Origin of the sequence: Actinomyces sp. AC-20-1, from assembly GCF_023369555.1 — a bacterium.
Classification (GTDB): domain Bacteria; phylum Actinomycetota; class Actinomycetes; order Actinomycetales; family Actinomycetaceae; genus Actinomyces.
Genome location: NZ_JACJVC010000007.1, coordinates 72,264 through 96,073, shown reverse-complemented (window position 1 = coordinate 96,073; position 23,810 = coordinate 72,264). Strand labels below are relative to the sequence as shown.

Annotated in this window: 25 protein-coding genes; 7 read left to right on the top strand and 18 right to left on the bottom strand. The window is 73.8% G+C overall.

The features are described 5' to 3' along the window. Positions 1-24 precede the first annotated feature (24 nt). From nrdI to H6X67_RS05925, 4 genes are all read left to right on the top strand, one after another. On the top strand, positions 25-492 hold the full coding sequence (gene nrdI, locus H6X67_RS05940) for a class Ib ribonucleoside-diphosphate reductase assembly flavoprotein NrdI (protein ID WP_249368328.1): 468 nt from the start codon (positions 25-27) through the stop codon (positions 490-492). A gap of 38 nt (positions 493-530) precedes the next feature. Further along, complete coding sequence (gene nrdF / locus H6X67_RS05935) at positions 531-1,568, top strand: class 1b ribonucleoside-diphosphate reductase subunit beta (RefSeq protein ID WP_249368326.1); 1,038 nt, start codon at positions 531-533, stop codon at positions 1,566-1,568. Position 1,569: 1 nt separating this feature from the next. After that, positions 1,570-2,172 carry an NADPH-dependent FMN reductase gene (locus tag H6X67_RS05930; RefSeq protein WP_249375364.1) on the top strand — a complete coding sequence of 201 codons (603 nt, stop codon included), beginning with the start codon at positions 1,570-1,572 and terminating at the stop codon, positions 2,170-2,172. A gap of 125 nt (positions 2,173-2,297) precedes the next feature. Next, positions 2,298-2,864, top strand: coding sequence for a beta-class carbonic anhydrase (locus H6X67_RS05925; RefSeq protein WP_249368322.1), 567 nt, complete (start codon positions 2,298-2,300; stop codon positions 2,862-2,864). Between the two features lie 228 nt (positions 2,865-3,092). On the opposite strand, the gene H6X67_RS05920 is transcribed toward H6X67_RS05925, so the two are convergent. From H6X67_RS05920 to H6X67_RS05835, 18 genes are all read right to left on the bottom strand, one after another. Beyond that, positions 3,093-4,319: an N-acetylglucosamine-6-phosphate deacetylase gene (locus H6X67_RS05920; RefSeq protein WP_249368320.1), complete on the bottom strand. Its 1,227-nt coding sequence runs from the start codon at positions 4,317-4,319 to the stop codon at positions 3,093-3,095. Positions 4,320-4,413: 94 nt separating this feature from the next. After that, positions 4,414-5,733: a DNA glycosylase AlkZ-like family protein gene (locus H6X67_RS05915; protein WP_249368318.1), complete on the bottom strand. Its 1,320-nt coding sequence runs from the start codon at positions 5,731-5,733 to the stop codon at positions 4,414-4,416. A gap of 45 nt (positions 5,734-5,778) precedes the next feature. Then, entirely contained in the window at positions 5,779-6,474 is a 696-nt protein-coding gene (gene nucS / locus H6X67_RS05910) for an endonuclease NucS (RefSeq protein ID WP_249368316.1), read from the bottom strand. A gap of 94 nt (positions 6,475-6,568) precedes the next feature. Next, positions 6,569-6,973: a DUF2550 family protein gene (locus tag H6X67_RS05905; protein ID WP_249368314.1), complete on the bottom strand. Its 405-nt coding sequence runs from the start codon at positions 6,971-6,973 to the stop codon at positions 6,569-6,571. Position 6,974: 1 nt separating this feature from the next. Further along, a complete protein-coding gene (locus tag H6X67_RS05900) occupies positions 6,975-7,319 on the bottom strand; it encodes a F0F1 ATP synthase subunit delta/epsilon (protein WP_249368313.1) in 345 nt (114 codons plus the stop codon). 17 nt (positions 7,320-7,336) lie between these two features. Continuing rightward, entirely contained in the window at positions 7,337-8,773 is a 1,437-nt protein-coding gene (gene atpD, locus H6X67_RS05895) for a F0F1 ATP synthase subunit beta (RefSeq protein WP_249368311.1), read from the bottom strand. 65 nt (positions 8,774-8,838) lie between these two features. Further along, a complete protein-coding gene (locus H6X67_RS05890; RefSeq protein WP_249368309.1) occupies positions 8,839-9,783 on the bottom strand; it encodes a F0F1 ATP synthase subunit gamma in 945 nt (314 codons plus the stop codon). A 1-nt stretch (position 9,784) separates the two neighbouring features. Beyond that, entirely contained in the window at positions 9,785-11,416 is a 1,632-nt protein-coding gene (atpA, locus tag H6X67_RS05885; RefSeq protein WP_249368307.1) for a F0F1 ATP synthase subunit alpha, read from the bottom strand. Positions 11,417-11,490: 74 nt separating this feature from the next. Continuing rightward, on the bottom strand, positions 11,491-12,306 hold the full coding sequence (atpH, locus tag H6X67_RS05880; RefSeq protein WP_249368305.1) for an ATP synthase F1 subunit delta: 816 nt from the start codon (positions 12,304-12,306) through the stop codon (positions 11,491-11,493). Beyond that, on the bottom strand, positions 12,303-12,902 hold the full coding sequence (locus tag H6X67_RS05875) for a F0F1 ATP synthase subunit B (protein WP_396121332.1): 600 nt from the start codon (positions 12,900-12,902) through the stop codon (positions 12,303-12,305). The genes atpH and H6X67_RS05875 overlap by 4 nt, the downstream gene beginning before the upstream one ends. Before the next feature lie 14 nt (positions 12,903-12,916). Further along, complete coding sequence (gene atpE, locus H6X67_RS05870) at positions 12,917-13,120, bottom strand: ATP synthase F0 subunit C (protein ID WP_311765843.1); 204 nt, start codon at positions 13,118-13,120, stop codon at positions 12,917-12,919. A gap of 99 nt (positions 13,121-13,219) precedes the next feature. Next, the gene (gene atpB / locus H6X67_RS05865) at positions 13,220-14,056 is read right to left on the bottom strand and encodes a F0F1 ATP synthase subunit A (RefSeq protein ID WP_249368301.1); all 837 of its coding nucleotides are present in this window, start codon (positions 14,054-14,056) and stop codon (positions 13,220-13,222) included. A 177-nt stretch (positions 14,057-14,233) separates the two neighbouring features. Beyond that, on the bottom strand, positions 14,234-14,677 hold the full coding sequence (locus H6X67_RS05860) for a hypothetical protein (RefSeq protein ID WP_249368299.1): 444 nt from the start codon (positions 14,675-14,677) through the stop codon (positions 14,234-14,236). Further along, positions 14,674-15,825, bottom strand: coding sequence for an MraY family glycosyltransferase (locus H6X67_RS05855; RefSeq protein WP_249368297.1), 1,152 nt, complete (start codon positions 15,823-15,825; stop codon positions 14,674-14,676). The genes H6X67_RS05860 and H6X67_RS05855 overlap by 4 nt, the downstream gene beginning before the upstream one ends. Next, on the bottom strand, positions 15,822-16,541 hold the full coding sequence (locus H6X67_RS05850; RefSeq protein WP_249368295.1) for an L-threonylcarbamoyladenylate synthase: 720 nt from the start codon (positions 16,539-16,541) through the stop codon (positions 15,822-15,824). The genes H6X67_RS05855 and H6X67_RS05850 overlap by 4 nt, the downstream gene beginning before the upstream one ends. Next, a complete protein-coding gene (locus tag H6X67_RS05845; protein ID WP_249435475.1) occupies positions 16,538-17,803 on the bottom strand; it encodes an exo-alpha-sialidase in 1,266 nt (421 codons plus the stop codon). The genes H6X67_RS05850 and H6X67_RS05845 overlap by 4 nt, the downstream gene beginning before the upstream one ends. A 28-nt stretch (positions 17,804-17,831) precedes the next feature. Next, positions 17,832-18,572 carry a LuxR C-terminal-related transcriptional regulator gene (locus H6X67_RS05840; protein WP_249435474.1) on the bottom strand — a complete coding sequence of 247 codons (741 nt, stop codon included), beginning with the start codon at positions 18,570-18,572 and terminating at the stop codon, positions 17,832-17,834. Then, positions 18,569-19,972: an ATP-binding protein gene (locus tag H6X67_RS05835; protein WP_249435473.1), complete on the bottom strand. Its 1,404-nt coding sequence runs from the start codon at positions 19,970-19,972 to the stop codon at positions 18,569-18,571. The genes H6X67_RS05840 and H6X67_RS05835 overlap by 4 nt, the downstream gene beginning before the upstream one ends. Before the next feature lie 115 nt (positions 19,973-20,087). Here H6X67_RS05835 and H6X67_RS11855 point away from each other — a divergent pair, with 115 nt between their 5' ends. Genes H6X67_RS11855 through H6X67_RS05820 form a run of 3 tightly spaced genes read left to right on the top strand, consistent with a single transcriptional unit; the run spans position 20,088 to position 23,659 of the window. Continuing rightward, the gene (locus H6X67_RS11855) at positions 20,088-22,445 is read left to right on the top strand and encodes a PspC domain-containing protein (RefSeq protein WP_283251326.1); all 2,358 of its coding nucleotides are present in this window, start codon (positions 20,088-20,090) and stop codon (positions 22,443-22,445) included. Positions 22,446-22,499: 54 nt separating this feature from the next. Further along, positions 22,500-23,069, top strand: coding sequence for a hypothetical protein (locus H6X67_RS05825; RefSeq protein ID WP_249435472.1), 570 nt, complete (start codon positions 22,500-22,502; stop codon positions 23,067-23,069). A 44-nt stretch (positions 23,070-23,113) separates the two neighbouring features. Beyond that, entirely contained in the window at positions 23,114-23,659 is a 546-nt protein-coding gene (locus H6X67_RS05820; RefSeq protein WP_249368812.1) for a glutathione peroxidase, read from the top strand. Positions 23,660-23,810 lie beyond the last annotated feature (151 nt).

The window sequence follows — 23,810 nt, the reverse complement described above, 5'->3', positions numbered from 1 at the left end:
CCGCCCGGAAGGAGTCGTGCTCCCATGCCCAGCCCCGCCACGCCGTCGGCCGTCACCGTCCTGCCCGAGGACGAGTCCCACGACCTCGTCTACTTCTCCAGCGCCTCACAGAACACCCACCGCTTCGTCCAGCGCGTGGGACGGCCCGCCACCCGCATCCCGCTGCGCCCCCGCACTGAGGGGATGATCCAGGTCAGCCGCCCCTACGTCATCCTCGTGCCCACCTACGGCGGCGGCGACCTCTCCAAGGCCCTGCCGCGCCAGGTCGCGCAGTTCCTCAACATCCCGGCCAACCGCCGTCTCCTGCGCGGCGTCATCTCGTCGGGCAACACCAACTTCGGCACCGCCTACTGCGCGGCCGGCCCCATCATCGCCGGCAAGTGCCACGTCCCCGACATGTACCGCTTCGAGCTGCTGGGGACGGACGACGATGTCGCCACGGTCCGCCAGGGGCTCGAGCGCTTCTGGGCGACGAGCCCCCTCGCCGCCTGACCACTCACCACCAGCACACACCACACCAGGAGACCACCATGCCGACAGCCCCTGTCCCGAGCAGCAGCGAGCACCTGCCCTACACCGCCTGGTCCGTCACACCGCGCGGCTTCCACCGCGACCCCACGGCCCGCATCCGCCCCGTCAACTGGAACCTCCTGCAGGACCCCAAGGACCTCGAGGTGTGGAACCGCCTCACCGCCAACTTCTGGCTGCCCGAGAAGGTCCCCCTGTCCAACGACCAACCCTCCTGGCGCGAGCTCGACCCCGAGTGGCGGACCCTCGTCATGCGCGTGTTCACCGGCCTGACCCTCCTCGACACGGTCCAGGCCAGCGTCGGCGAGGTCAGCCAGATCCAGGACGCCCAGACCGAGCACGAGGAGGCCGTGTACACGAACATCGCCTTCATGCAGGCCATCCACGCCCGCTCCTACTCCTCGGTGTTCTCCACCCTGTGCTCGAGCCAGGAGATCGACGACGCCTACAGGTGGGCCGTCGGCAACGACGTCCTGCAGGAGCGCGCCAAGAAGGTCCTCGTCCACTACGAGGGCGACGACCCCCTCAAGCGCAAGGCCTCCTCGACCCTGCTGTCCTCCCTGCTGCTCTACGCCGGCTTCTACCTGCCCCTGTACCTGTCGGTGCACGCGACGCTGACCAACACCGCCGACATGGTCCGCCTCATCCTGCGGGACAAGGCGGTGCACGGCTACTACTCCGGCTACAAGTACCAGCGCAGCCTCGAGTCCAAGCCCCACCGGGTCGCACAGATGCACGACTTCACCCACGGCCTCATGCATGAGCTCTACCAGCTCGAGCTCGACTACTCCGGCCAGCTCTACGAGCCCTTCGGCCTCATGGACGACGTCGCCGCCTTCGTGCGCTACAACGCCAACAAGGCCCTCATGAACCTGGGCTACGACGCCCCCTTCGACTCCTCGCAGACCCAGGTCAGCCCCGCTGTCCTGGCCGCCCTGTCCCCCAGCGCGGACGAGAACCACGACTTCTTCTCCGGCTCCGGCTCCTCCTACGTCATCGGGCGGACCGAGGAGACCGACGACGACGACTGGGAGCTGTGACATGACGAGCGCACCGACCTACGACCGTCCCCTGCACGTCGCCGTCATCCTCGGCAGTCTGCGACGCCGCTCGCGCTCACGGGCCATCGCCCGCGTGGTGGCGGACATGCTGCCCCCGGGCTTCGAGACCGAGGTCGTCGAGATCGGCGGCCTGCCGCTCTACGACGCCGACTACGACGACCCGGCGGTCGAGGACAAGCCCCTTCCTGAGCAGTACCAGCGTTTCCGCTGGGCCCTGGCGGGTGCCAACGGCGTCCTGTTCGTCACCCCGGAGAACAACCACACCGTGCCCGCCTGCCTCAAGAACGCCGTCGACGTCGGCTCCAAGCCCAACGGCGAGAGCGTGTGGCTCGACCTGCCCGCGGGCATCGTCAGCCACTCGGTCGGGCGCATGGGCGGTTACAGCGCGCACAAGAACCTGCGCCTGGCCCTGAGCTACTTCGACATGCCGATGACGGGCCAGCCCGAGGCCTTCCTCGGCTCCACGGGCTCCTTCCTCGACGAGGAGGGCAACCTCACCCGCCCCGACACGCAGAGGTTCCTGGCCACCTGGACGCAGTCCTTCGCCGACCTGGTACGCCTGCGCACCCCAAGAAGGCGCTGAGCAGGGGGCCGGGGCGCCAGCCTGCGCCCCGGCCTTGCAGGCGCCCTCCCGTGGTCGTGCGCCCGCGGGGCCGCCCACGTGGCAGGCTGGCCCCAACCACCGCCCCCGCCCAGGAGGACCACGTGATGCCCACCCCGCCGTCTCACAGCACCGGTCGGGCCCGCCCCGCGGGCACGAGCGACCACACGCCGGGCGACGGCGGGGTGACCAGCGCCTCCATGCTCGAGGCCGCGCGCCGCCATGCCGAGGCCTTCACCCCTGCCCGGGGCGCAGGCGCGCGCGTGGCTGTCGTCGCCTGCATGGACCGCCGTCTCGACGTCATGAGCCTGTTCGGCCTGCGCGCCGGGGAGGCCTACGTCATCCGCAACGCCGGGGGCCTGGTCACCGAGGACGTGCGCCGCTCCCTGGCCGTGGCCCAGCACGCGCTGGGCGTGGAGGAGGTCCTCCTCGTGCGCCACACGGACTGCGGGATGCACGGCCTGGACGACGAGGCCCTCCTGTCCGCGCTCACCGAGGCCACCGGGCAGCGTCCCACCTGGCGCCCTGGTGGCTTCGCCGACCTCGAGGAGGACCTGCGCCGGGCCCTGGCCTCGCTGGCCCGGGACCCGCACGTCCCCGCGGGCGCGACGGCCCGGGGCTTCGTCTACGACGTCGTCGACGGCAGCCTCACCGAGGTGCGCGCCGGTCAGTAGCTGGGGCATGACCGCGCGATTCTCTCGTTCGTTGTCGCGCCCTTCAGATCCCATGTGCGCGCCGGTCGCTCACGCACGTGGGAGCGTCGGCGACCGCAGTCGGCATCGGCGGCCGAACCGCGTGACACCAGCGAAAACCCCGGATCGCTCGAATCACGTGCCTCACATGAGCGTGCAACCGTCCGCGCCGAGCGCCCCGCCCCCACCACGGGGACGGGCAACGCCGGATCAGACCACCGTCTCGCCGCGGCGCACGACGGTCACGGGGCGCAGGTCGGCGTCGGTGACGACGACATCGGCCCACATGCCCGGCTCGAGGGCGCCCACGGAGTCGTCGCCGAGGATCTCGGCGCCCTGGCAGGAGGCGGCGAAGACGGCGTCGACGAGGTCGACCCCGCCCTTCCAGGTCGTGCGGACGACGTCGATGAGGTGGGCGGTGCCACCGGCGATGGTGTCCGTGCCGGCCACGTAGGCGACCCCGTCCTCGACCTTGACGGACGCCGGGCCCAGGACGTAGTCGCCGTCGGCCATGCCGGCGGCGGCCATGGCGTCGGTGACGAGGACGACGTTCTCGCGCCCCAGCGTCTCGAACATGTCGAGGACGATGGCCGGGCTCAGGTGGGTGCCGTCGCCGATCATCTCCAGGACGCAGTCGCCGCTGACGGCGGCCGCCAGGAACTCCGGGACCGGGCCGGGGGCGCGGTGGTGCATGGGGCGCATGCCGTTGAACAGGTGGGTGGCGGTCGAGCGGCCCGAGCGCACGGGCAGGCCGGCCTCGACGCGGGCGCGGATGCGCTCAGAGGCGTCGGCCATGCCGGCGCGCACAGGGGCGGCCTCGGAGTCGGTGTGCCCGAAGGAGGGCAGGGCCCCGCCCTCGATGAGGGCGGCGACGACGCCGTCGTCGCCCGTGATGCCGGGCTTCTCCGGGGCGATGGTCATGGTGGCGACGTGGCCGCGGCCGAGCTCGATGAGCTCGCGGGTCAGGGCGGCGTCGGGGTCGATGATGTAGGTGGGGTCCTGGGCGCCGCAGCGCTCGTGGGAGACGAAGGGGCCCTCGAAGTGGATGCCGGCGAGCTCTCCGGCGTCGCACAGGTCCGCCAGGACCTTGGTGCGCTCCTTGAGGACGTCCGGGGCTGCGGTGACGCAGGAGGCGACGAGGCTGGTGGTGCCGTGGCGGCGGTGCTCGAGGACGCTGACCATGGCCTGCTCGGGGGTCTCGGCGTTGGGGAAGGACTCGCCGCCGCCGCCGTGGCAGTGCACGTCCACGAGGCCGGGCAGGAGGTAGCCGCCCTCGGGGGCGGGGGTGGCGCCGGCCATGGCCTCGGTGAAGCCGAAGCGCTCGGCGTCCTCGGAGGGGCCGACCCACGCGATGTGGGAGCCGGAGAGGACGACGGCGCCGTCCTCGATGATCTGGAAGGGGGTGACGACTCGGCCGGTGAAAGCGACGGTGCTCATGGGGCGAGCATACGCCTCCCGACCACGAGTTGTCTGACGTCTGATGCCTACTGGTGGGAAGGGCCCACGCGAGGGGCGTGGAGCACGCGGCGCCTCAGGAGGACAGCCGCCTCTCCATGCGCCCCACCGCCCGCTCCACGTCCGTCTCCAGGCGCGCCGAGCGCCGCACCGACCGGTCCCAGATGAGCCCCTGCCCCACCGGCCGCACCGCAACCACGCGCCCACGGTCGACGAGCAGTGGCCGGAACATGCCGTTGGCCCCCGGGCAGATGAGCCGCTCACCCGCCTCATCCGTCAGGCAGCTGCGGTCCTTGTAACCCACGTGCAGCTCGTCGAAGGAGGGGAGGAAGAGCGTGGCGCGGGCCTGGCGCCGTGAGGCCTCCAGCAGGTCCGGCAGGTCCGCGCGCAGGTAGAGGGTCGTGGCGCGCTCGCGCGCCGACGGCGCCGCCGCGCCCCCGGCCCCCGTCACGACGAGGCCACCGCGGGGCCCCTCCTCCACCCGGGCACGGCTCAGGGGCACGAGCCCGCGCTCAGCGGCGCGCACCTCCCCCGCCGCGTAGCCGGCAGCGTTCGTCATCTCGAGGGCGTCCTCCAGCGCCCGCACGGCCTCCCCCAGGGGGAGGGTCGTCCAGCGCGACAGGTCCGCCGCCGTCACCGGGCCGTGGCTCGTGGCGTAGCGGCGCGCGATCTCCGCCAGGGCGGCACGGTGACCGTCGGAGCCGCGGCGGGCCCCGTTCGCCCCGCCCGGTCCGGTCGAGGCTGCCGGCAGGCTGCGGGCGTCGACGACGAGGTGCTCGTTGGTGCCGCGCGGCCCCTGGACCAGGACGCCGAGGCGGTGCAGGTGCACGAGGAGGTGGCGCCGCCGCCCGGCGCTGGTGGCGGATGCCGCCTCCCCGACAGCGCCCAGCAGACCGGTCTCGCCCCAGGCCCCCATGAGCCGGGAGCGGGTGAGCGGTCCCTCCTCGGCGATGAGAGCGAGCGCCGTCTCGCCGGCCCGGTCGACGTCGGCGGGGGTGAGTCCCAGGTGCTGCCATGAGGCCGCAGCCCACGAGTCGGTGCGGTGGGCGAGGGCCTCGCGCAACCAGTGGTGGTCCTCGGCCGTGGTGATGTGGACCGTGCCGCGCATGGGCCAGGAGCGCACGAGCCGGCCGGAGGCGAAGGCCCGCTCGACCTCGGCCATCCGGGTGCCCGTGGTGCGCGAGAGCAGGGCGTGCGGGACGGCGGAGACCTGCTGGCCCTGGATGGCCAGCTGGCGCCGCACCGCCTCGGCGACGTCGGGCGCGCTCGTGGCGCTCACGAGGCCCTGGGCGACGATGCGCAGCAGGGACACCTCCCGCAGGGCGGCCGACGGCGAGCCGGTGACTGAGGCGGTCGGGGTGGTGGAGGCGGCTGCGGTGGTCGAGGGTGCGGGCACGGGAGGCTCCTGCCGTGGCGTCGGTGCGTCGGAGGCGACGACGCCTCAGAAGAGGCGGGTCGTGGGGTCGTCGAGGCCGCGCATGGCGTCGTAGTCGAGCACGACGCAGCGGATGCCACGGTCCTCAGCGAGCACGCGGGCCTGCGGCTTGATGGTCTGGGCGGCGAAGACCCCGCGCACGGGGGCGAGCAGGGGGTCGCGCTCGAGCATGCTGAGGTAGCGGGTGAGCTGCTCGACGCCGTCGATGCCGCCCACGCGCTTGACCTCCACGGCCCAGGAGCCGCCGTCAGCGTCGCGCACGAGCAGGTCGACGGGCCCGATGGGCGTGGGGTGCTCGCGGCGCACGGTGTGCCAGCCGGCTCCCAGCACCTCGGGCTGGTCCGCCAGCAGCTCCTGCAGGTGGGCCTCCACGCCGTCCTTGGTCAGGCCCGGGTCGACGCCGAGGTCCACACTGGAGTCGGAGACGACCTCGAAGATCCGGATGACGAGGCGGTCGTCGCTCTTGGCGGCCCGCACCTCCCAGCGGGCGGTGACGCCGGCCTCGAGGTCCTCCTCGTCGGGCTCGACCTCGCTCAGCCGCGCGGGCGGGCTCATCCAGTTCAGCGGCTTGTAGGAGCCGCCGTCGGAGTGGACGAGGACCGAGCCGTCGGCCTTGACCATGATGAGGCGGCGCGCCTGGGGCAGGTGGGCGTCCAGGCGGCCGGAGTAGTCCACGGAGCAGGAGGCAATGACGACGCGCACCCGCGCAGCCTACCGGCTGCCGGGCCGGCCCCCGGACGCCCCGGGCACGGGTCCCGACCCACCCGGCCCGCCTCGTTCTCCCGGCGGACCGCGCTCAGAACAGCCGCGGCTGGCTGGGAGCGGCGGACTCGAGCCAGGCCACGAGCGCCGAGTGGGAGTCCTCGAGCATCGCCAGCTCGAGCCTCTGGCCGCCGACCGTGCAGCTGACGTCGATGACCCGCCCGTCCGCGCCCCGCGGGTGGGACTCGTTGATCTCGAAGACCTCTCGGGCCATGCGGTAGCGCGGCCAGGGGCTGAGGGACACAAGCCGGTGCCAGGTGATGGCCTCGTCCCCGAAGGCGGCGACCCCGCTCATGAGCCGGGCGGTCCCCGCCGGGCGCAGCGCGCACTCGAAGGAGCCCACGCTGGAGGCCAGGACCCGGATCCTCAGGAGGAAGGCGACGGCGAGCAGCAGCACGAGGGCGACCAGCCCCAGCGCGCACCACCCGGCCGTCGCCATGTCAGTCCAGGTCCTCGGAGGCGGTGTCCACCACGTGCTCGGCCATGAGGTCGAAGTCGGCGGCGGTGCCGGTGATCTCGTCCCCGGTGCGGTCCGCGGCGACGGTGACGACGTCGTGGTCCACCGAGCAGAAGCCGCCGGCGACCTCGATGCGCTCGGTGGTGCCGTCGGCCAGCGTCACGCGCACGGCGCCGCGCCCCAGGAGGGCGAGGATCGGCTGGCGCCCGGGCAGGACGCCCAGCTCGCCGTCGTCCAGCGGCACCGAGACGCTGGCGGCCCGGCCGGCGAAGGCGGTGCCGCCGCGCCGGGAGACGACCTCGACTACGAGCGTGCGGGAGGAGCTCATCTGCGTGCCACCCGTGCTCAGGCGCCCGCGAGCTCGGCGGCCCGGCGCTCGAGGTCCTCGATGCCGCCGATGTTGAAGAAGGCCTGCTCGGGGACGTGGTCGTAGTCGCCGTCGGCGATGCGCCTGAAGGCCTCGATGGTCTCCGTCAGGGGGACCGTCGAGCCGGGCACGCCCGTGAACTTCTCCGCCATGTAGGTGTTCTGGCTGAGGAACTGCTCGATGCGGCGGGCGCGGTTGACGGTGACCTTGTCCTCCTCGGAGAGCTCGTCGACGCCGAGGATGGCGATGATGTCCTGCAGCTCCTTGTTCTTCTGGAGGATGGACTTGACCCGGGTGGCGACCTCGTAGTGCTCCTTGCCGACGAACTCGGGGGCGAGCAGGCGCGAGGAGGAGGCCAGCGGGTCCACGGCCGGGTAGATGCCCCGGGAGGCGATCTCGCGGCTGAGCTCGGTGGTGGCGTCCAGGTGCGCGAAGGTGGTCGCCGGGGCCGGGTCCGTGTAGTCGTCCGCGGGCACGTAGATGGCCTGCAGGGAGGTGATCGAGTGCCCGCCGGCGGAGGTGATGCGCTCCTGGAGCTGGCCCATCTCGTCGGCGAGGTTGGGCTGGTAGCCGACGGCGGAGGGCATGCGTCCCAGCAGCGTGGAGACCTCGGAGCCGGCCTGGGTGAAGCGGAAGATGTTGTCGATGAACAGCAGCACGTCCTGGTGCTGGACGTCGCGGAAGTACTCCGCCATCGTCAGGGCGCTCAGGGCCACGCGCAGGCGGGTGCCCGGCGGCTCGTCCATCTGGCCGAAGACGAGGGCGGTCTTGTCGAAGACGCCCGCCTCGTCCATCTCGACGATGAGGTCGTTGCCCTCGCGGGTGCGCTCGCCGACGCCGGCGAACACGGAGACACCGCCGTGGTTCTGGGCCACACGCTGGATCATCTCCTGGATGAGGACCGTCTTGCCGACGCCGGCGCCGCCGAAGAGGCCGATCTTGCCGCCCTGGACGTAGGGGGTGAGCAGGTCGATGACCTTGATGCCGGTCTCGAACATCTGCTCCTTGGCCTCGAGCTGGTCGAAGGCCGGGGGCTGGCGGTGGATGGGCCAGCGCTCGGTCACCTCGAGCGTCTCGCCCTCCTTGAGGTTGAGGACCTCGCCGGTGACGTTGAAGACGTGGCCCTTGGTGACGTCGCCGACGGGCACGGTGATCGGGGAGCCGGTGTCGCGCACCTCGGTGCCGCGCACGAGGCCGTCGGTGGGCTTGAGGGAGATGGCCCGCACGATGTTGTCGCCCAGGTGCTGGGCGACCTCGAGGGTGATCTCGTGGTCCTCCTCGCCCTCGCCGGTGCCCCGGACGGTGGTCTTGAGGGCGTTGTACATCGCGGGGATGGCGTCCGGCGGGAACTCGATGTCGACGACGGCGCCGATGATCCGGGTGATGCGCCCGGTGGCGGTGGTGGTCTCAGCCATGATGCGTTCTTCCGTGTCCGTGTGGGTGGGGCAGGGGGCCGTGGCTCCCGTGTGGTCTGTGGCGGCTACTCGACGCCCAGGGCGTCGGCTCCCGAGACGATCTCCGTGATCTCCTGGGTGATGTCGCCCTGTCGGGCCGCGTTGGCCAGGCGGGTGTAGGTGTTGATGAGCTCCTCGGCGTTGTCCGTCGCCGTGTGCATGGCCTGCTGCCTGCTGGCGAGCTCGGAGGCGGCGGCCTGGAGCAGGGCGTTGCGGATGCGGCTGGAGACGTAGCGGGTGAGCAGGGCGTCGAGCACCCGCTCGGCGCTGGGCTCGAACTCGTAGATGGGTGAGGCGCCGGTCAGCTCGGCGCGCTGGCCCTCGGTGCCGGCGGCGATGTCCTCGCGGTTGAGCTCGCCGGGCCCGTCGACGTCGACGACGGTCAGCGGCAGCATGCGGCGCACCTCGGGGACCTGGGAGACCATCGACACGTAGCGCGTGAAGACGATGTGGACCTCTGCCACGCCGCCGGCCTCGACGGGGGCAAGGAAGTACTCCAGCAGGAGGGAGGAGACCGAGTCGATGACCTCGGGGGTGGGGCGGTCCGACTCGCCCGTCCAGGAGAACTCGACCGGCCGGCCGCGGAAGGCGAAGTAGGAGGCGGCGCGGCGCCCGGAGGTGAAGACCACCGGCTCCTTGCCCTCCTCGATGAGCTGCTCGATGAGCCGCTCGGACTCGCGCAGGACGGTGGCCGAGTAGGCGCCCGCCATGCCGCGGTCGGAGGTGACGACGAGCACCGCCACGCGCCGGGTGTCGGTGCGCTCCCGGGTGATGGGGTGGTCGAGGTGGGCGTAGGTGCCGACGGCGGCGACGGCCTGGCTCAGGGCGTGGTCGTAGGGCCCCGCCCCCTGCGCGTCGCGGCGCGCGGCACCGATCCGGGACGAGGCGATGAGCTCCATCGCCCGGAAGACCTTCTGAAGGGTCTGGGTGGACCGGATGCGCTGCTTGTAGACACGCTGGTTGCCTGCCACGTCAGCCCCTCTTGCGGACGATCCGCTCGGCCGTGCGCTCAGCGGGGGCCTCGTCCTCCTCGAGGGAGACCTCGCCCGGGAGCAGGCGGCCGCCGGCCGCGTAGGACGCGCGGAAGGCCTCGACGTCGGCGCGCAGGCGCTCCTCGGTCTCCTCGGTGAGCTGTCCGGTCTCACGGATGGTGGCGAGCACGGTGGAGCTGCGGCGCAGGTAGCCCAGGAGGGACTCCTCGAAGGGCAGGACCTCGGCTACCTCGAGGTCGTCGAGGTAGCCGTTGGTGCCGGTCCAGACGCTGACGACCTGCTCCTCGACGGGGTAGGGCGTGAACTGGGGCTGCTTGAGCAGCTCCATGAGGCGCTCACCGCGGGTGAGCTGCTGGCGGGTGGCGGCGTCCAGGTCGGAGGCGAACATCGCGAAGGCCTGCATCGAGCGGTACTGCGCGAGCGTGATCTTGAGCGTGCCGGCGACCTTCTTCATCGCCTTGATCTGGGCGGAGCCTCCGACTCGCGAGACGGAGACGCCGACGTCGACGGCGGGACGCTGGTTGGAGTTGAACAGGTCCGACTGCAGGAAGATCTGGCCGTCGGTGATGGAGATGACGTTGGTCGGGATGTATGCCGAGACGTCGTTGGCCTTCGTCTCGATGATCGGCAGGCCGGTCATCGAGCCGGCGCCGAGCTCGTCGGAGAGCTTGGCGCAGCGCTCCAGCAGGCGCGAGTGCAGGTAGAAGACGTCACCCGGGTAGGCCTCGCGGCCCGGCGGACGGCGCAGGAGCAGGGAGACGGCGCGGTAGGCCTCGGCCTGCTTGGACAGGTCGTCGAAGACGATGAGGACGTGCTTGCCGGCGTACATCCAGTGCTGGCCGATGGCGGAGCCGGTGTACGGCGACAGGTACTTGAAGCCGGCGGGGTCGGAGGCCGGGGAGGCGATGATCGTCGTGTACTCCAGGGCGCCGCGCTCCTCGAGGGTGGCGCGCACCGAGGCGATGGTCGAGCCCTTCTGGCCGGTGGCGACGTAGATGCAGCGCACCTGCTGGGCCGGGTCGCCGGTGTCCCAGGCGGCCTTCTGGTTGAGGATGGTGTCCAGGGCGATGGCGGTCTTGCCGGTCTTGCGGTCACCGATGATGAGCTGGCGCTGGCCGCGGCCGACCGGGATCATCGAGTCGATGGCCTTGAGGCCCGTCTGCAGCGGCTCGTGGACGGACTTGCGGGCCATGACGCCGGGGGCCTGGAGCTCGAGGGCGCGGCGGCCCTCGGAGGCGATCTCGCCCAGGCCGTCGATGGGGCGGCCCAGCGGGTCGACGACGCGCCCGAGGTAGCCGTCGCCGACGGGCACGGACAGGACCTCGCCGGTACGGCGCACGGTCTGGCCCTCGTCGATGCCGGTGAAGTCACCGAGGATGACGACGCCGATCTGGCGCTCGTCGAGGTTCATGGCCAGTCCGGCGGTGCCGTCCTCGAAGGTGAGCAGCTCGTTGGCCATGACGCCGGGCAGGCCCTCGACGTGGGCGATGCCGTCGGCGGTGAAGACGACGTGCCCGACCTCCTCGGCGGCGACCTCGGCGGGCGTGTAGGACTCGACGAACTCGTCGAGCGCGGAGCGGATCTCCTCCGGCCTGATGGTCAGCTCTGCCATCTGTCGTCTCCTTGTGGTTCGTGTGTGCCGGTCGGCGGGTGCGGCCCGGCGGGTGTCTGTGGGGTGCGGTGGGCTCAGCCCACCAGGGCGCTGCGCAGTCCCAGGACGGTGGAGCGCACGGTGGAGTCGATGACGGTGTCACGGACGGTGACCTTGACCCCACCGACGACCTGGGGGTCGACGAGGGTGTTGAGCTCGACCTCGCTGCCCGCACGGCGGGCCAGCAGGGCGCGCAGGCGCTCCTCCTGGGCGGCGGTCATGGGCACCGCGGTGACGACGTCGGCGATGACCCGCTGCTGCATGGCAGCGGCGAGCTCGGTGACGCGGCGCAGGTTGGCGGGCACGCCCCCCTCGGCGTGGTGGCGCACGCACCAGGTGAGCAGGCTCAGGGCCGAGGCGCTCAGGTGGGGGCCGAAGACCCGGTGGGCCAGGCGCACGCGCGCCTCGGTCTCGGTGCGGCGCGAGGGCCCGAGGGCGCTGCGCAGCTCGCGGTCCCGGCCCAGGACCTCGGCGACGTCGAAGAGCTCCTGCTCGACGGCGCTGATGGTGCCGCCGGTGCGGGCGCCGGACAGGACGGCCTCGATGCCGAGGTCGTGCAGGGCGCTGACGAGGTCGACCGGCTTGGACCAGCGTCCGCGCACGAGCGCCTGGAGCAGGGCGACGACGCGCTCGTCCACCCTGCCGGTGAGCAGCCGCGCGGCGAGGGCCGCCTTGTCGTCGGCGGTGCGGGCGGGGTCGGTGAGCGGTCCGCGCAGGGAGCGGACCGCGACCTGGTGGGCGACCTGGAGGATCTGCTCACCGAGCTCGAGCCCCTGCGCGCCGGCGGCGAGCAGGACGGGGGTCCACGCCTGGCTCGCGGCGGCCCGGGAGGCGGCGGTACCGGTGTTCACCGGGGCTCCCCCGCAGCGCCGGCGGCCACCGTGGTGGTCTGGGCGTCGAGCTCGTCGAGGAAGCGGTCGATGACGCGGGCGGACAGCGCGGTGTCCGTCAGCTGCTCCCCGACGATCTTCTCGGCGAGGGTCGAGGCGAGCAGGCCGACGTCGGTGCGCAGGCTCATCTGGGCCGCCTGCCTGTCGGCCTGGACCTGGCGCCGGGCGGCCTCGAGGACGCGGGCGGCCTCGCCCTGGGCCTCGGTGCGTGCGGCGGTGACGATCTCCTTGGCCTCTGCCTGGGCGCTCTCGCGCAGGGAGGCGGCCTCGCGGCGGGCCTCCTCGACGATGCGGGCGGCCTTGAGCTCGGCGTCCTTCTGGTCCCCCTTGGCCTTCTCAGTGAGGGCCAGGCCCTCCTCGATGGTCCGGGTGCGCTCGTCGAGCACCGCGTTGAAGCGGGGCAGGGCGTACCTGATGAGCACGACGGCGATGAGCGCGAAGGCGACCGTTCCCCAGATGAGGTCCGGCAGGTGGGGGATGAACAGGCCGATGCCCTCGGGTGCACCGCTCGCCGGGAGCACGGTGGCGAGCACGGGGCCCGCGGTAGCGATGGTCACGGCGGGGCCTTCGGTCAGAAGACGAAGCCGGCGGCGAAGCCGAGCAGGCCGAGGGCCTCGATGAGGGCGGCGCCGATGAACATGTTGGTGCGCAGGGCGCCGGCGACCTCGGGCTGGCGGGCGGTGCCCTCCTGGGTCTTGGACACGACCATGCCGATGCCCAGGGCGGGGCCGAGGGTGGCGAGGGCGTAGCCGATGACGGTGATCGAGCCGGTGATGTTCATGGTGTCTCCTTGTGGTGGTGGCGCCTGAGGGCGGGAGGGTCGTGGTGGTCGGGTGCCGGCGGGGTGCCGGGCGGGCGGTGGGTCTCGCGCCGGTCAGTGGACGTGGACGGAGGACTCGATGTAGACGGCGGTGAGCAGGGTGAAGATGTAGGCCTGCAGGGCGGCGATGAAGGACTCCAGCAGGATGAAGGCGATGCCGGCCGCCAGGGTGACGACCCCGACGGCCTTGAGCTCGGCGGAGGCGTAGACGAACAGGAAGTTCGTGCCGATGAAGCACAGGCTCAGCAGCAGGTGCCCGGAGATCATGTTGGCCATGAGTCGGATGGTGAGCGTGAGCGGGCGCAGCACGAGGTTGGAGAGGAACTCGATGGGGATGATGAGGGGGGCGAGGAAGCCGGGCACGCCGGAGGGCAGGACCGTGCCCTTGAGGAACCTGCCGACGCCGTTGGCCCGGATGCCCGCGTAGATGAAGACGACGTAGGACACGAGGGCGAAGACCAGGGGCATGCCGACGACGCCGGTGGAGGCGATCTGGAGGCCGGGGATGACACCGGAGATGTTGAGGAAGAGGATCCCCAGGAACATCGTGGTGAGCACGGGGGCGTACTGGGTGCCGTGCTTCTTGCCGAGGATCTCCTCGGCGATGTTGACGCGCACGAAGCCGATAAGCATCTCGAGGATGTTCTGGAGGCGGCCGGGCACGAGCCGGGCGCGCGAGGCGCCGATGCCGAAGACGAGCACGAGGGCCACCGCCATGAGCATGCGGACCATCATGACCCGGTTCATCTCAAGGGGGGTGCCGAGGAAGGCGAAGGGCTCGGGGTAGAAGTCGTCGATCGACGGCGGTGTGAAGCCACCGGCGTCGGACATCGGCAGGCGGGCGCCGACGGCCGCCGTCAGGCTCGCTGCGAGGCTCGCGCTCGTGATCACCAGACCTCCTTGTTGATGGGCGCCGTCGCCTCCTGGGGACGGCGCCGCGGCCAACCATAGCCCAGGTCGCAGGTCCCTGCGGAGCGGGGCCGGGCGCCGCGCCCGCCCCTCCGGGAGCGCCCCCGTGGGGGCGGCGCGGGCCCCGAGGGGCCCCTTCCCGCTCCTGCGGGCGCAGCCTCAGTCCTCCGGGCGGGCGACGGGCTCGACGGTGAGGGTCCGGCCGGCCGCCAGTGTGACGATCTCGACACCGGTGACGGTGAGCAGGACGGCCGCCAGGGGCACGAAGAACCACACCGGGTCGATGGACTCGCGGTGGGGCCCGAGCAGGAGCACGACCACGACCATGACGGCGACCTTGCCCGCGAAGGAGAGCATGACGCCGCTGGAGGCGAGCAGGGGGTGGCGCTCCCACGGGAACCACAGGGCGAGGACGGTGATGGCGGTCAGGGCGGCCCCGGCCCCGGCGCCCCAGAGGGCGCCGGACCAGGCCGGCCCCCCGCTCAGGGCCCCGGCGGCCAGGCTGAGGGCGACGAGGACGGCCCCCACGATGCCCACGCGCCGGGCGGCGGTGCGGAAGACCCGTCCGTGGGTCTCGGTGGCGGGACGCGGGGCCCGGCTCACGGCTCCTCCTGGTCGCTGCGGGCAGGGGCGGCGTGCCTGCCGGGGCCGCGGCCGCCGCGCAGGACGTGGCGCACCCCGGGCATGAGGTCGGCGGTGACCAGCAGGGCGGCGAAGGCGGCCACGACGGCGCCGACGGCGACCTGCCGCCAGGGCAGGAAGGCCAGGGCCGCCGCGGGGAAGGACACGGCCGCGGCCCACACGTACATGACGAGCACGGCCCGGCGGTGGGAGTGGCCGGCGGCCAGCAGGCGGTGGTGCATGTGCATGCGGTCGGGGTGGAAGGGGCTGTGCCCGGCGCGGGTGCGTCGCACGACGGCCATGACCATGTCGGTCAGGGGCAGCAGGAGGACGGCCAGGGGCAGCAGCACGGGCAGGAAGACGGGCACGGCGGTGGTGCCCTCGAAGGTGGCGGGGTCGACCTGGCCGGTGACGATGATGGTCCCGGCGGCGGAGACGAGCCCGAGCTGCATGGAGCCGGAGTCGCCCATGAAGATCGTCGCCGGATGGAAGTTGTGCGGCAGGAAGCCCAGGCAGACGCCGATGAGGGCGGCGACGACGGTGGCGGCCAGCGAGGTGTAGGACTCCGGCGAGGTGGTGCGGGTGAGCACGTACACGTAGGCGAAGAAGGCGACCGCGCCGATGCCGATGATGCCGGCGGCGAGCCCGTCGAGCCCGTCGACGAAGTTGACGGCGTTCATCGCCACGACCACAACGAGGACGGTGGAGACGAGGGACAGCCGCGAGGAGCCGATGGTGAGCCCGCCGATGGGGAAGGTGATGAGCTGGACGCCCTGCCAGGCCATGACGCCGGCGGCCAGGACCTGCCCGGCGAGCTTGGTCATCCAGTCCAGGTCCCACAGGTCGTCCACGACGCCCAGCAGGCACACGATCCCGGCGCCGATGACGACGGCCCAGGCGGAGTCGTCGATGGAGGCCTGCAGGTAGGGCACGCGGGAGGCCAGGGTGATGGCGGTGGCGAAGCCGGCGAACATGGCGACGCCGCCGAGCCTGGGGATGGGCACGGTGTGCACGTCGCGGGCGCGCACGGGGGTCAGGGCGTTGGACACGAGCGCCACGTGCCGCACGACGGGCACCGTGACGTAGGTGACCGCAGCGGCGATGAGCAGGACGAGGAGGTAGACCTTCACCCGCGGGCGTCCTCGTCGTGGGCGAGCGGGGCGGCTCCGGCCTCGGTGAGGACGGGGTCGAGCACGGCGGCGAGCGCGGCGCGGGCGATGACGCCCTCGCGCAGGACGAGGGGGGCGAGGGCGTGCTCGCCCGCCAGGGAGACGATGGTGGAGGGCACGGGGCCGGGCGTGGGGCCGCCGTCGAGCAGGAGGATGTCGGCCGGGGCCTCACCGGTGGTCCGGGCGGCGTCGGTGACGCGGCCGGGGAAGGCGGCGCGGCCGGAGGCGGCGTCGGTGGCGGGGGGATCACCGGTGGGGTTGGCGCTGGTGACGGCCATGGGCCCCACCTCGCGCAGGAGCGCGAGGGCGAGGGGGTGGTTGGGCATGCGCACGGCGAGGGTGCCGCCCGTCTCACCTAGGTCCCAGCCGAGCCCGGGGGCGGCGTCGAGGACGAGGGTGAGGGCACCGGGCCAGCAGGCCTCCATGAGGGCGCGGGCGGTGGCGGGCACGTGGGCGATGATCCTGTCGAGCTGGTCGGGGCCGGCGACGAGGACGGGCGGCGGCATCTGGCGGCCGCGGCCCTTGGCGGCGAGCAGGCGGGCCACGGCCCCGGCGTCGCCGGCGAGGCAGCCGATGCCGTAGACCGTGTCGGTGGGCAGCACGAGCAGCCCTGAGGCGCGCACGTGGCGGGCGGCGGCGAGGGCGGGGGGGCTCAGGCGCTGGTCCACGGCGGTCATCCTCCCACGACTCGGCCCGGCCTCGTCCGCACCCGGGCGAGGGGCACGCGCCTGAGGTGCAGCGCGCCGGAGCCGTCGGGGCCGGGGGCCTCCCAGACGACGAGGGCGTCGGCGTCGGGCAGGAGGGCGAGGTCGGAGTAGCCGAAGGGGCCCTCGCCCAGCTCGTGGAGGACGCGCCAGTGCCCCCGGGCCGTGCGCAGGCTCAGGCGTCCGGCGCGGCGCCCGGCCGGGTCGGCGGCGTGGGACAGCAGGGCCCGGCCGCCGTCGAGGGCGACGAGGCCGGCGTTGCAGCCGGGGTCCGGGACGTCCTCATCGCGCTGTGCGGGGCTCCAGGTGGTGGCGCCGTCCTGGGACAGGCTGGTCAGTCGGGTGCCGCCGTAGGAGCCGTCGCGGGCGCTCATGAGCACGGTGGCGCCGTCGAGGACCGCGACGGCGTGCTCGTCGGTGCCGGCCGTGCGCGCGCCCCCGGCGAGGGAGCGTCCGGCGCCGGCAGCCACGGGGACGGGCTCTCCCAGGCGCCAGGTGGCCCCGTCGTCGTCGGACAGCAGGCACAGGGAGCGCATGAGGACGTCCTGCGGGGCCGTGGGCAGGGCGGCGACGAGCGGGGCGATGAGCCGGCCGGCGGCGGGGCCGCAGGTGAGCGCGGTGCCGTGGCCGGAGGCGGGGAAGAGGACGCAGCCGTGCGGGAGGACCGAGCCGGGCAGGCACAGGTCGGTGAGGTCCGTCCAGGCCCAGGTGGCGCCTGCGTCGTGGCTGGTGGCGTGCAGCAGGCGCAGGGTACCGGGCTCGGGCGCCTCGCCGGCGCGCCAGGGGCGGGTGGGCGCGTGGGCCCCGAAGAGCCCGACGTCGGTGCTCGCGGCGGCGAGCAGGTGGAGGGCGCCGGTGGCGGCGGCCATGAGGACAGGGTCGGACAGGCCGACGACGCCGGGCAGGGTGGCGGGGTCCGGGGCCAGGGGCGAGGGGGCGGACCAGGTGGCGCCGTCGTCGTCGCTGGTGCGCAGCCACAGGGAGTTGGGGTTGGGCAGGTCCCCCGGCAGGGCGCCGCCGCTGGTCCGCCAGGCGCTGCCGGCGGTGGTGGCGGGCCGCAGGTCGTGGGCGAGCAGGAGGCGTCCGGTGGCCGGGTGGCGCAGGAGGGCGGGCACGCGCAGGGCGGCGCCGGGGGTGGCGCGGCCGGTCACGGGGGCGACGTCGGCGGCGGTCAGGACGGTGGTCGCAGGGGTCGTCGCAGTGGTGGTCACGGGGGTGTCGGGGCTCTGGGTCACGGTCGCAGGGCGGTGGGCGGGGCGGGGCTCAGACGATCCGGCGGGCGGCGGCCCAGCGGGTGAGCTCGTTGCGGTTGGACAGCTGGAGCTTGCGCAGCACGGCGGAGACGTGGGTCTCGACCGTCTTGACGGAGATGAAGAGCTCGCCGGCGCACTCCTTGTAGGTGTAGCCGCGGGCGATGAGGCGCATGACCTCGCGCTCGCGCTGGGAGAGGCGGTCGAGCTCGGAGTCGGCGACGGCGACCTCCCCGGTGCCGGCGCCGAAGGCGTCGAGGACGAAGCCGGCCAGGCGCGGGGAGAAGGCGGCGTCCCCGGCGGCGACGCGGCGCACCGCCTGGGCCAGGTCCGCGGCGGAGATCGCCTTGGTGACGTAGCCGCGGGCCCCGGCCCGGATGACGCTGACGACGTCCTCGCTCGCGTCGGACACGCTCAGGGCGAGGAAGCGGGTGGCGGGCACGTCGTGGCAGGAGGCGACGACCTCGGCCCCTCCCCCGCCGTTGCCCCCGGGCAGGTGGACGTCGAGCAGGACGACGTCGGGGACGAGGGCGTGGACGGCGGCGACGGCGCCCTCGACGTCGTCGGCCTCGGCCACGACCTCGAGGTCGGGGGCGTTGAGGTCGAGCTCGGCGCGGACCCCGGCGCGCACGAGGGCGTGGTCGTCGACGACGATGACGCGCAGGCGGCGGGCGGCGGGCGGCGTCCCCGGGAGGGGGCCGGTCGGGTCGGCCGGGTCCGGGGGCGTGCCGGTCGGGGTGGGGGCGGCGCTCATGCTGCTCCTGAGGGGGTCGGGACGGTCGGGCTGGTCGGGATGGTCGGGGCCGCTGCCGGGGAGGCGGCCGTGCAGGTCGGGGAGGCGGGCAGGTCGAGGTGGACCTCGGTGCCGGCGGCCAGGCGGCGGATGGTCGCGGTGCCGCCGTGGCGCGCCATGCGGCCCACGATGGACTCGCGCACGCCGTGGCGGTCCGCCGGGACCGCGTCGGCGTCCTCGAGGCTGAAGCCGGGGCCCCGGTCGCGCACGAAGACCTCGAGCCTGTCCCCGCTCATCTCAGCGTAGACGCTCACGGGCGGCGCCCCGTGCTTGACGGCGTTGGTCAGTGCCTCGCGGGCGGCGGCGACGACCACCTCGGTGTCGCGGTCCGGCAGCCGGTCGCCGACGACGACGAGCTCGACCTCCGCCCCGTAGCGGTCCTCGACCTCTCCGACGAGGTCGCGCACGGCGTCGGCCGCGGAGGTGCCCACGGCGGGGCGGTCCGTGTAGAGCCAGGCCCGCAGCTCGCGCTCCTGGGAGCGGGCCAGGCGGGCCACCGTCTCCGGCTCGTCCGCACGGCGGCGGATGAGGGTGAGGGTCTGCAGGACGGAGTCGTGCAGGTGCGCGGCGATGTCCGCCCGCTCGGCCTCACGGACCTCGGCGGCCCGCGCCTGGGTGACGGCGCGGCTGGCGGACAGCCACACGGGGGCGAGCACGAGGCCGACGCCGAGGATGAGGGCGCCACCGGTCAGCACCCCGGTGAGCAGGGCGCGTGGCGGCGTGTCCGCGGCGAGCCACAGGAGGATGCCGACGGCGGTGAGCACGACGCCGCCCGCCAGGCGCAGCACGGCGCCGCGGTCGCGGTCGGGGGCGATGACGGCCTCGACCTGGGACCAGGCGAGCGCCGCGCCGGCGCCGCTGACGAGCACGGGCAGGAGCACGGAGTCCGGGTCGAGGAGCCCGGCGCGCCAGGCGAGGGCGAGCAGGGCGGCGGCGAGGAAGGCGCCACCGCCGAGGAGCGTGGCCAGGCGCGGGCTCAGGCGGGGGACGCCACCGGAGGCCTGCAGCCGGGAGGCCAGGCGGGCCCGGGCGGGCGGGACGCGTCCGGCGGCCTCCTCCCAGGGGTCCCCGGAGGGCACGAGGCCCCACAGCAGCGCGTACAGGATGAGGCCCGCACCGCCGACGAGGGCCGCGAGCGCGAAGGCGGCGCGCACGAGGGCGGCGCTGACGCCCAGGTGCGCGGCGACGCCCGCGCAGACGCCTGCGAGGAGCCGGCCGGGACGCGGCCCGGTGAGCAGGGGCGCGGGGGCGGGGTAGCGCGGTGGACGGCGCAGGGGCGGCCGGGCTGCGGGCGCGCCGACCGCGGTGCCCTGGCTGCTCGGGGGTCCCTGCAGGCGCACGGGTCCCGGGGTCGTCGTCATGGGCCTATCGTGGCACGCGGCCGGGGCCCCGGCCTCTCTCCCGGGGTGCCGACCAGGGAACGTTCAGGGTGTCCCCCCATCGTCGGGGTGCGGCGGCGGGCGCGAGCATGGAGTCATGGACGAGACCCCGATCCCCACCCCCGAGCAGGCCGACAGCGCCGCGCAGCCCGGCCCGGCAGGAGCCAGTCAGGCGCAGCCGGGCCCCGCGGCTGCTCAGGACCCCTGTGCCCGACCTGGTCAGCACGGCCCCTACCGGCAGCCGTACCAGGTCCCGTACCAGCAGCCGGATGACCCGTACCGGCAGCAGGCCGGCCCGTACCCGCCGGGCGGCGGGTACCAGCAGCCGGGCGCCGTCCCGCCGGGCGCCGGCGCGGTCCCGCCCAGGACGAGCCCGCTGCGCTCCTTCTTCGCCTCGGTGCGGCGCACCGGCCTGTTCCGCTCCGAGGAGCGGTGGGTGGGTGGCGTCGCCGGGGGCCTCGCCCGGCGGCTGGACCTCGACCCGGTGCTCGTGCGCTGCGTGTGGGTCGTGCTCATGATCTTCTCCGGGCTCGGCCTCGTGCTCTACGGCCTGGCCTGGGCGCTCCTGCCGGAGGAGCGCGACGGGCGCATCCACGTCGAGCAGGCGGCTGGCGGGGACATCAACGCCGGGCTCGCCGGCGCGGTCGTCGCCTTCATCACCGGCTGCGGCCTGGGCGAGCGCGGCCTCGTCCCGGCCTGGTTCGTGCTGGGCTGGACCACCTCCTCCTTCGGTCGGGTGCTCATCACACTGTTCTGGGTGGGGCTCATCATGCTCGTGCTGTGGGCGCTGACCCAGGTGCACCGGGCGCGCAGGGCCCCGCAGCCCGGTGCGCCGCAGCCAGGCGCACCGACCGGTTTCGCACAGCCCGATGGACCGGCCCAGCCGGCCCCCGCGACCTCCACCATGACCACGGACAGCACCACCGGGGACACCATGAGCACAGCAGACGCCGATGACGCAGCGGGCACCACTGACGTGACAGGTGCCGTAGAGGCAGCGGGCTCAGCACCTGACGTGAACCCGGTCGTGAGCCCGGCGCAGCCCGTGGCCCCCGCGAGCACCGGGGCCTTCCACGCCCCCTACGAGCCGGCCCCCGGCCCCGCTCCCACGGCCTGGCCCCCCTCCCCCGCCGTCGGCCCCTCAGCCCCCGTCGGCCCCTCAGCCCCCGCCGGCCCCGGGACGGGCGCCCCCGCCACCCCGCCCGCGTGGCAGGCGCCCGCGACCCCAGCGCCCGCCCCCGTCGCCCCCCGTCGGCCGCGGGTGCCCGGCCCCGGCCGCACCCTCAGCCTCCTGGCCCTCGCCGTCGTGATGTTCTCCCTGGCGGCCACCGGCTGGGCCGCCACCACCGGCCGTCTCGGCCCCATGAGCGCGCTCATCGCCTGCGCGGGCCTGCTCGCCACCGTCCTCGGCGCCGGCGTCGTCATCAGCGCCTTGCGGGGACGTCGCGGAGGCTGGATGTCCTTCTGGGGCCTCCTCACCCTCATGTCCGCCGCGCCCTCCCTCGTCGTCGGCTCCGTCGTCAGCGGCGCGGGCGCCCTCGACGGGACCATCGCGAGCCATGAGGAGAGGATCGTCGTCACCGAGGCCGTGCTCGAGGGCACGGGAGGCCGCCTCGACCTGGGCAGCTACGCCGCCGGCAACGTGTCCATCGACCTCAGGAGCCTGTCCGCCGAGGCGGCCCGCGGGGTGACGATCGACGTCTCGGTGGGTGTCGGCAGCGTGCGGGTGTGGACCCAGCAGGGCCAGGCCGTGACGCTCAACGCCGAGGTCGGGGTCGGGGAGACCACCGGGACCCTCGCCGAGACGTGGCACTCCACCGGCGTCCAGCAGTCCCAGACCGGCTACTTCCCCTGGGCGCCGACCTACTCGGTGACCGGGGAGAACCGGCCGGGCACCAGCCTCTTCCAGAGCGGCCTCGACATCGAGGCGCAGATCTCCTCCCCCGCCGCCCAGGCCGGCAGCACGGCCGAGGCCCTCCAGGTCAACGCCGAGGTCGGTATCGGCAGTGTCCGGGTGGACGAGCGCAGGAACGAGGTCACCTGGTCCGGCTGGATGTACGACTCCTACTGGGTCGTCGACTCCTGGCAGGAGCCGGATGGCTCGGTCCACGGCGGCGACGAGCTGCCCGTGCCCGGCATGACCTTCCCCGCCGTGTCCTCCGACGACGTGTGGGAGTGCTCCGAGCAGGCCGTCGACCTGCTCGCCCAGGACGAGACCTGGGAGGAGGACGACGTCTGGACGCGGGGTCCCGACAGCCTCGACACGCTGCCGGACAACGCGCGCTCCCAGGTCGACGCCTGCGTCCTCACCCGGATCGGCGTGCGCACGGGGCAGCTGCCGGACAGTGCCGAGACTGAGGCCTCACCCACCACTGAGCCCACCGCGGCGCCCACCGCCACCCCGGAGCCCGCTACCGCGTCGGCGGGACCGACCGCCGCCACCACCGCCCCGTGACCCCACTTGGAGGACGTCGCACGACGTCGCCTGACGCTGACAGGAGCCAGAGACATGACCACCACCTCCGTCCCCTCCCCCGACGGGACCGCTGACACCACCGGACCCGCTGAGGGCATTGAGACAGCAGAGCCCGCTGAGACCGCTGAGCTCACCGGGTCCACCGGCTCCGCCGAGCCACCCACTGTCACGCTGCCCGAGCAGACAGAGCAGACCGGGGAGCCGGCTGAGCAGCGCACCGACCCGTCCGCCTGGCCCTTCGCCGAGCCGTCGGCTGAGCCCCTCCCCGAGCCCCTGGGCGCCGCACAGCCCGGGTCCACCGGCCCCGGCGGCCCCACTGCCCGGCCCGCGGCCCCCGCGCAGCCCGCCCCCGCCGCACGCGTCGTCGGCGGCGTGTGGTCGGCCTCGAGCCTGCCCGAGCCTGAGGCCCCGCGCGCCGTCCGGCCGTGGACGCTCACCTGGGGCGTGCTGCTCGTGAGCATCGGGCTCATCACCCTGTTCATCGGTCTGGGCGCGCGCATCAACCTCGCCACCGCCGGCATCAGCGTGCTCGGAGCGCTCGGGGTGCTCCTGCTCGTGCTGGCGCTGCTGCCCCAGCGAGGCTCGGACCGCTCGGGGGCCTGAGGCACGGCGTCCGCTGAGTCGGTGCCGGAGGCAGACTCGTCCCCATGGCACAGCTGCGCGACCTCACCGTCCGGGCCCAGGACGGCACCGACGTCAACCTCGGCCGCTACGAGGGCAAGGTCCTGCTCATCGTCAACACGGCGACGGGCTGCGGCTTCACCCCGCAGTACGAGGACCTCGAGCGCCTCTACGAGGCCCACCGCGAGGCCGGTCTCGAGGCCCTCGACTTCCCGTGCAACCAGTTCCGGGGGCAGGCCCCGGGCACGGACGCCGAGATCCGAGAGTTCTGCACCCTCACCTACGGCACCACCTTCCCCCAGTTCTCCAAGGTGGAGGTCAACGGCGAGGACGAGTCCCCGGTCTTCACCTGGCTCAAGGTCGCCAAGGGCTTCGAGGGGCTGGGCTCCTCCGCCAGGGCGCTGGCCATGCGGGCCCTGCTCAAGGCGCAGGACCACGGTTACGCCTCCTCGCCCGACATCAAGTGGAGCTTCACGAAGTTCCTCGTCTCGCGCCAGGGCGAGGTCCTGGCCCGCTTCGAGCCGACCGCGCCGATGTCCGAGGTCGAGGCCGCCGTCGTCGCCGCCCTCTGAGGCGGCGCACCGGGCTCACACCGCCCGCTGCGCCGCGGGGTCCTTGGTCCGGGTGCTCACCTGCCCCAGGACATCGCGGCGTAGGTCATGTCCGGGTCGTTGGGGCGCCCGCCGATGGCCCGGCCCCGGTCGAGCACGCGCAGGGCCGCCC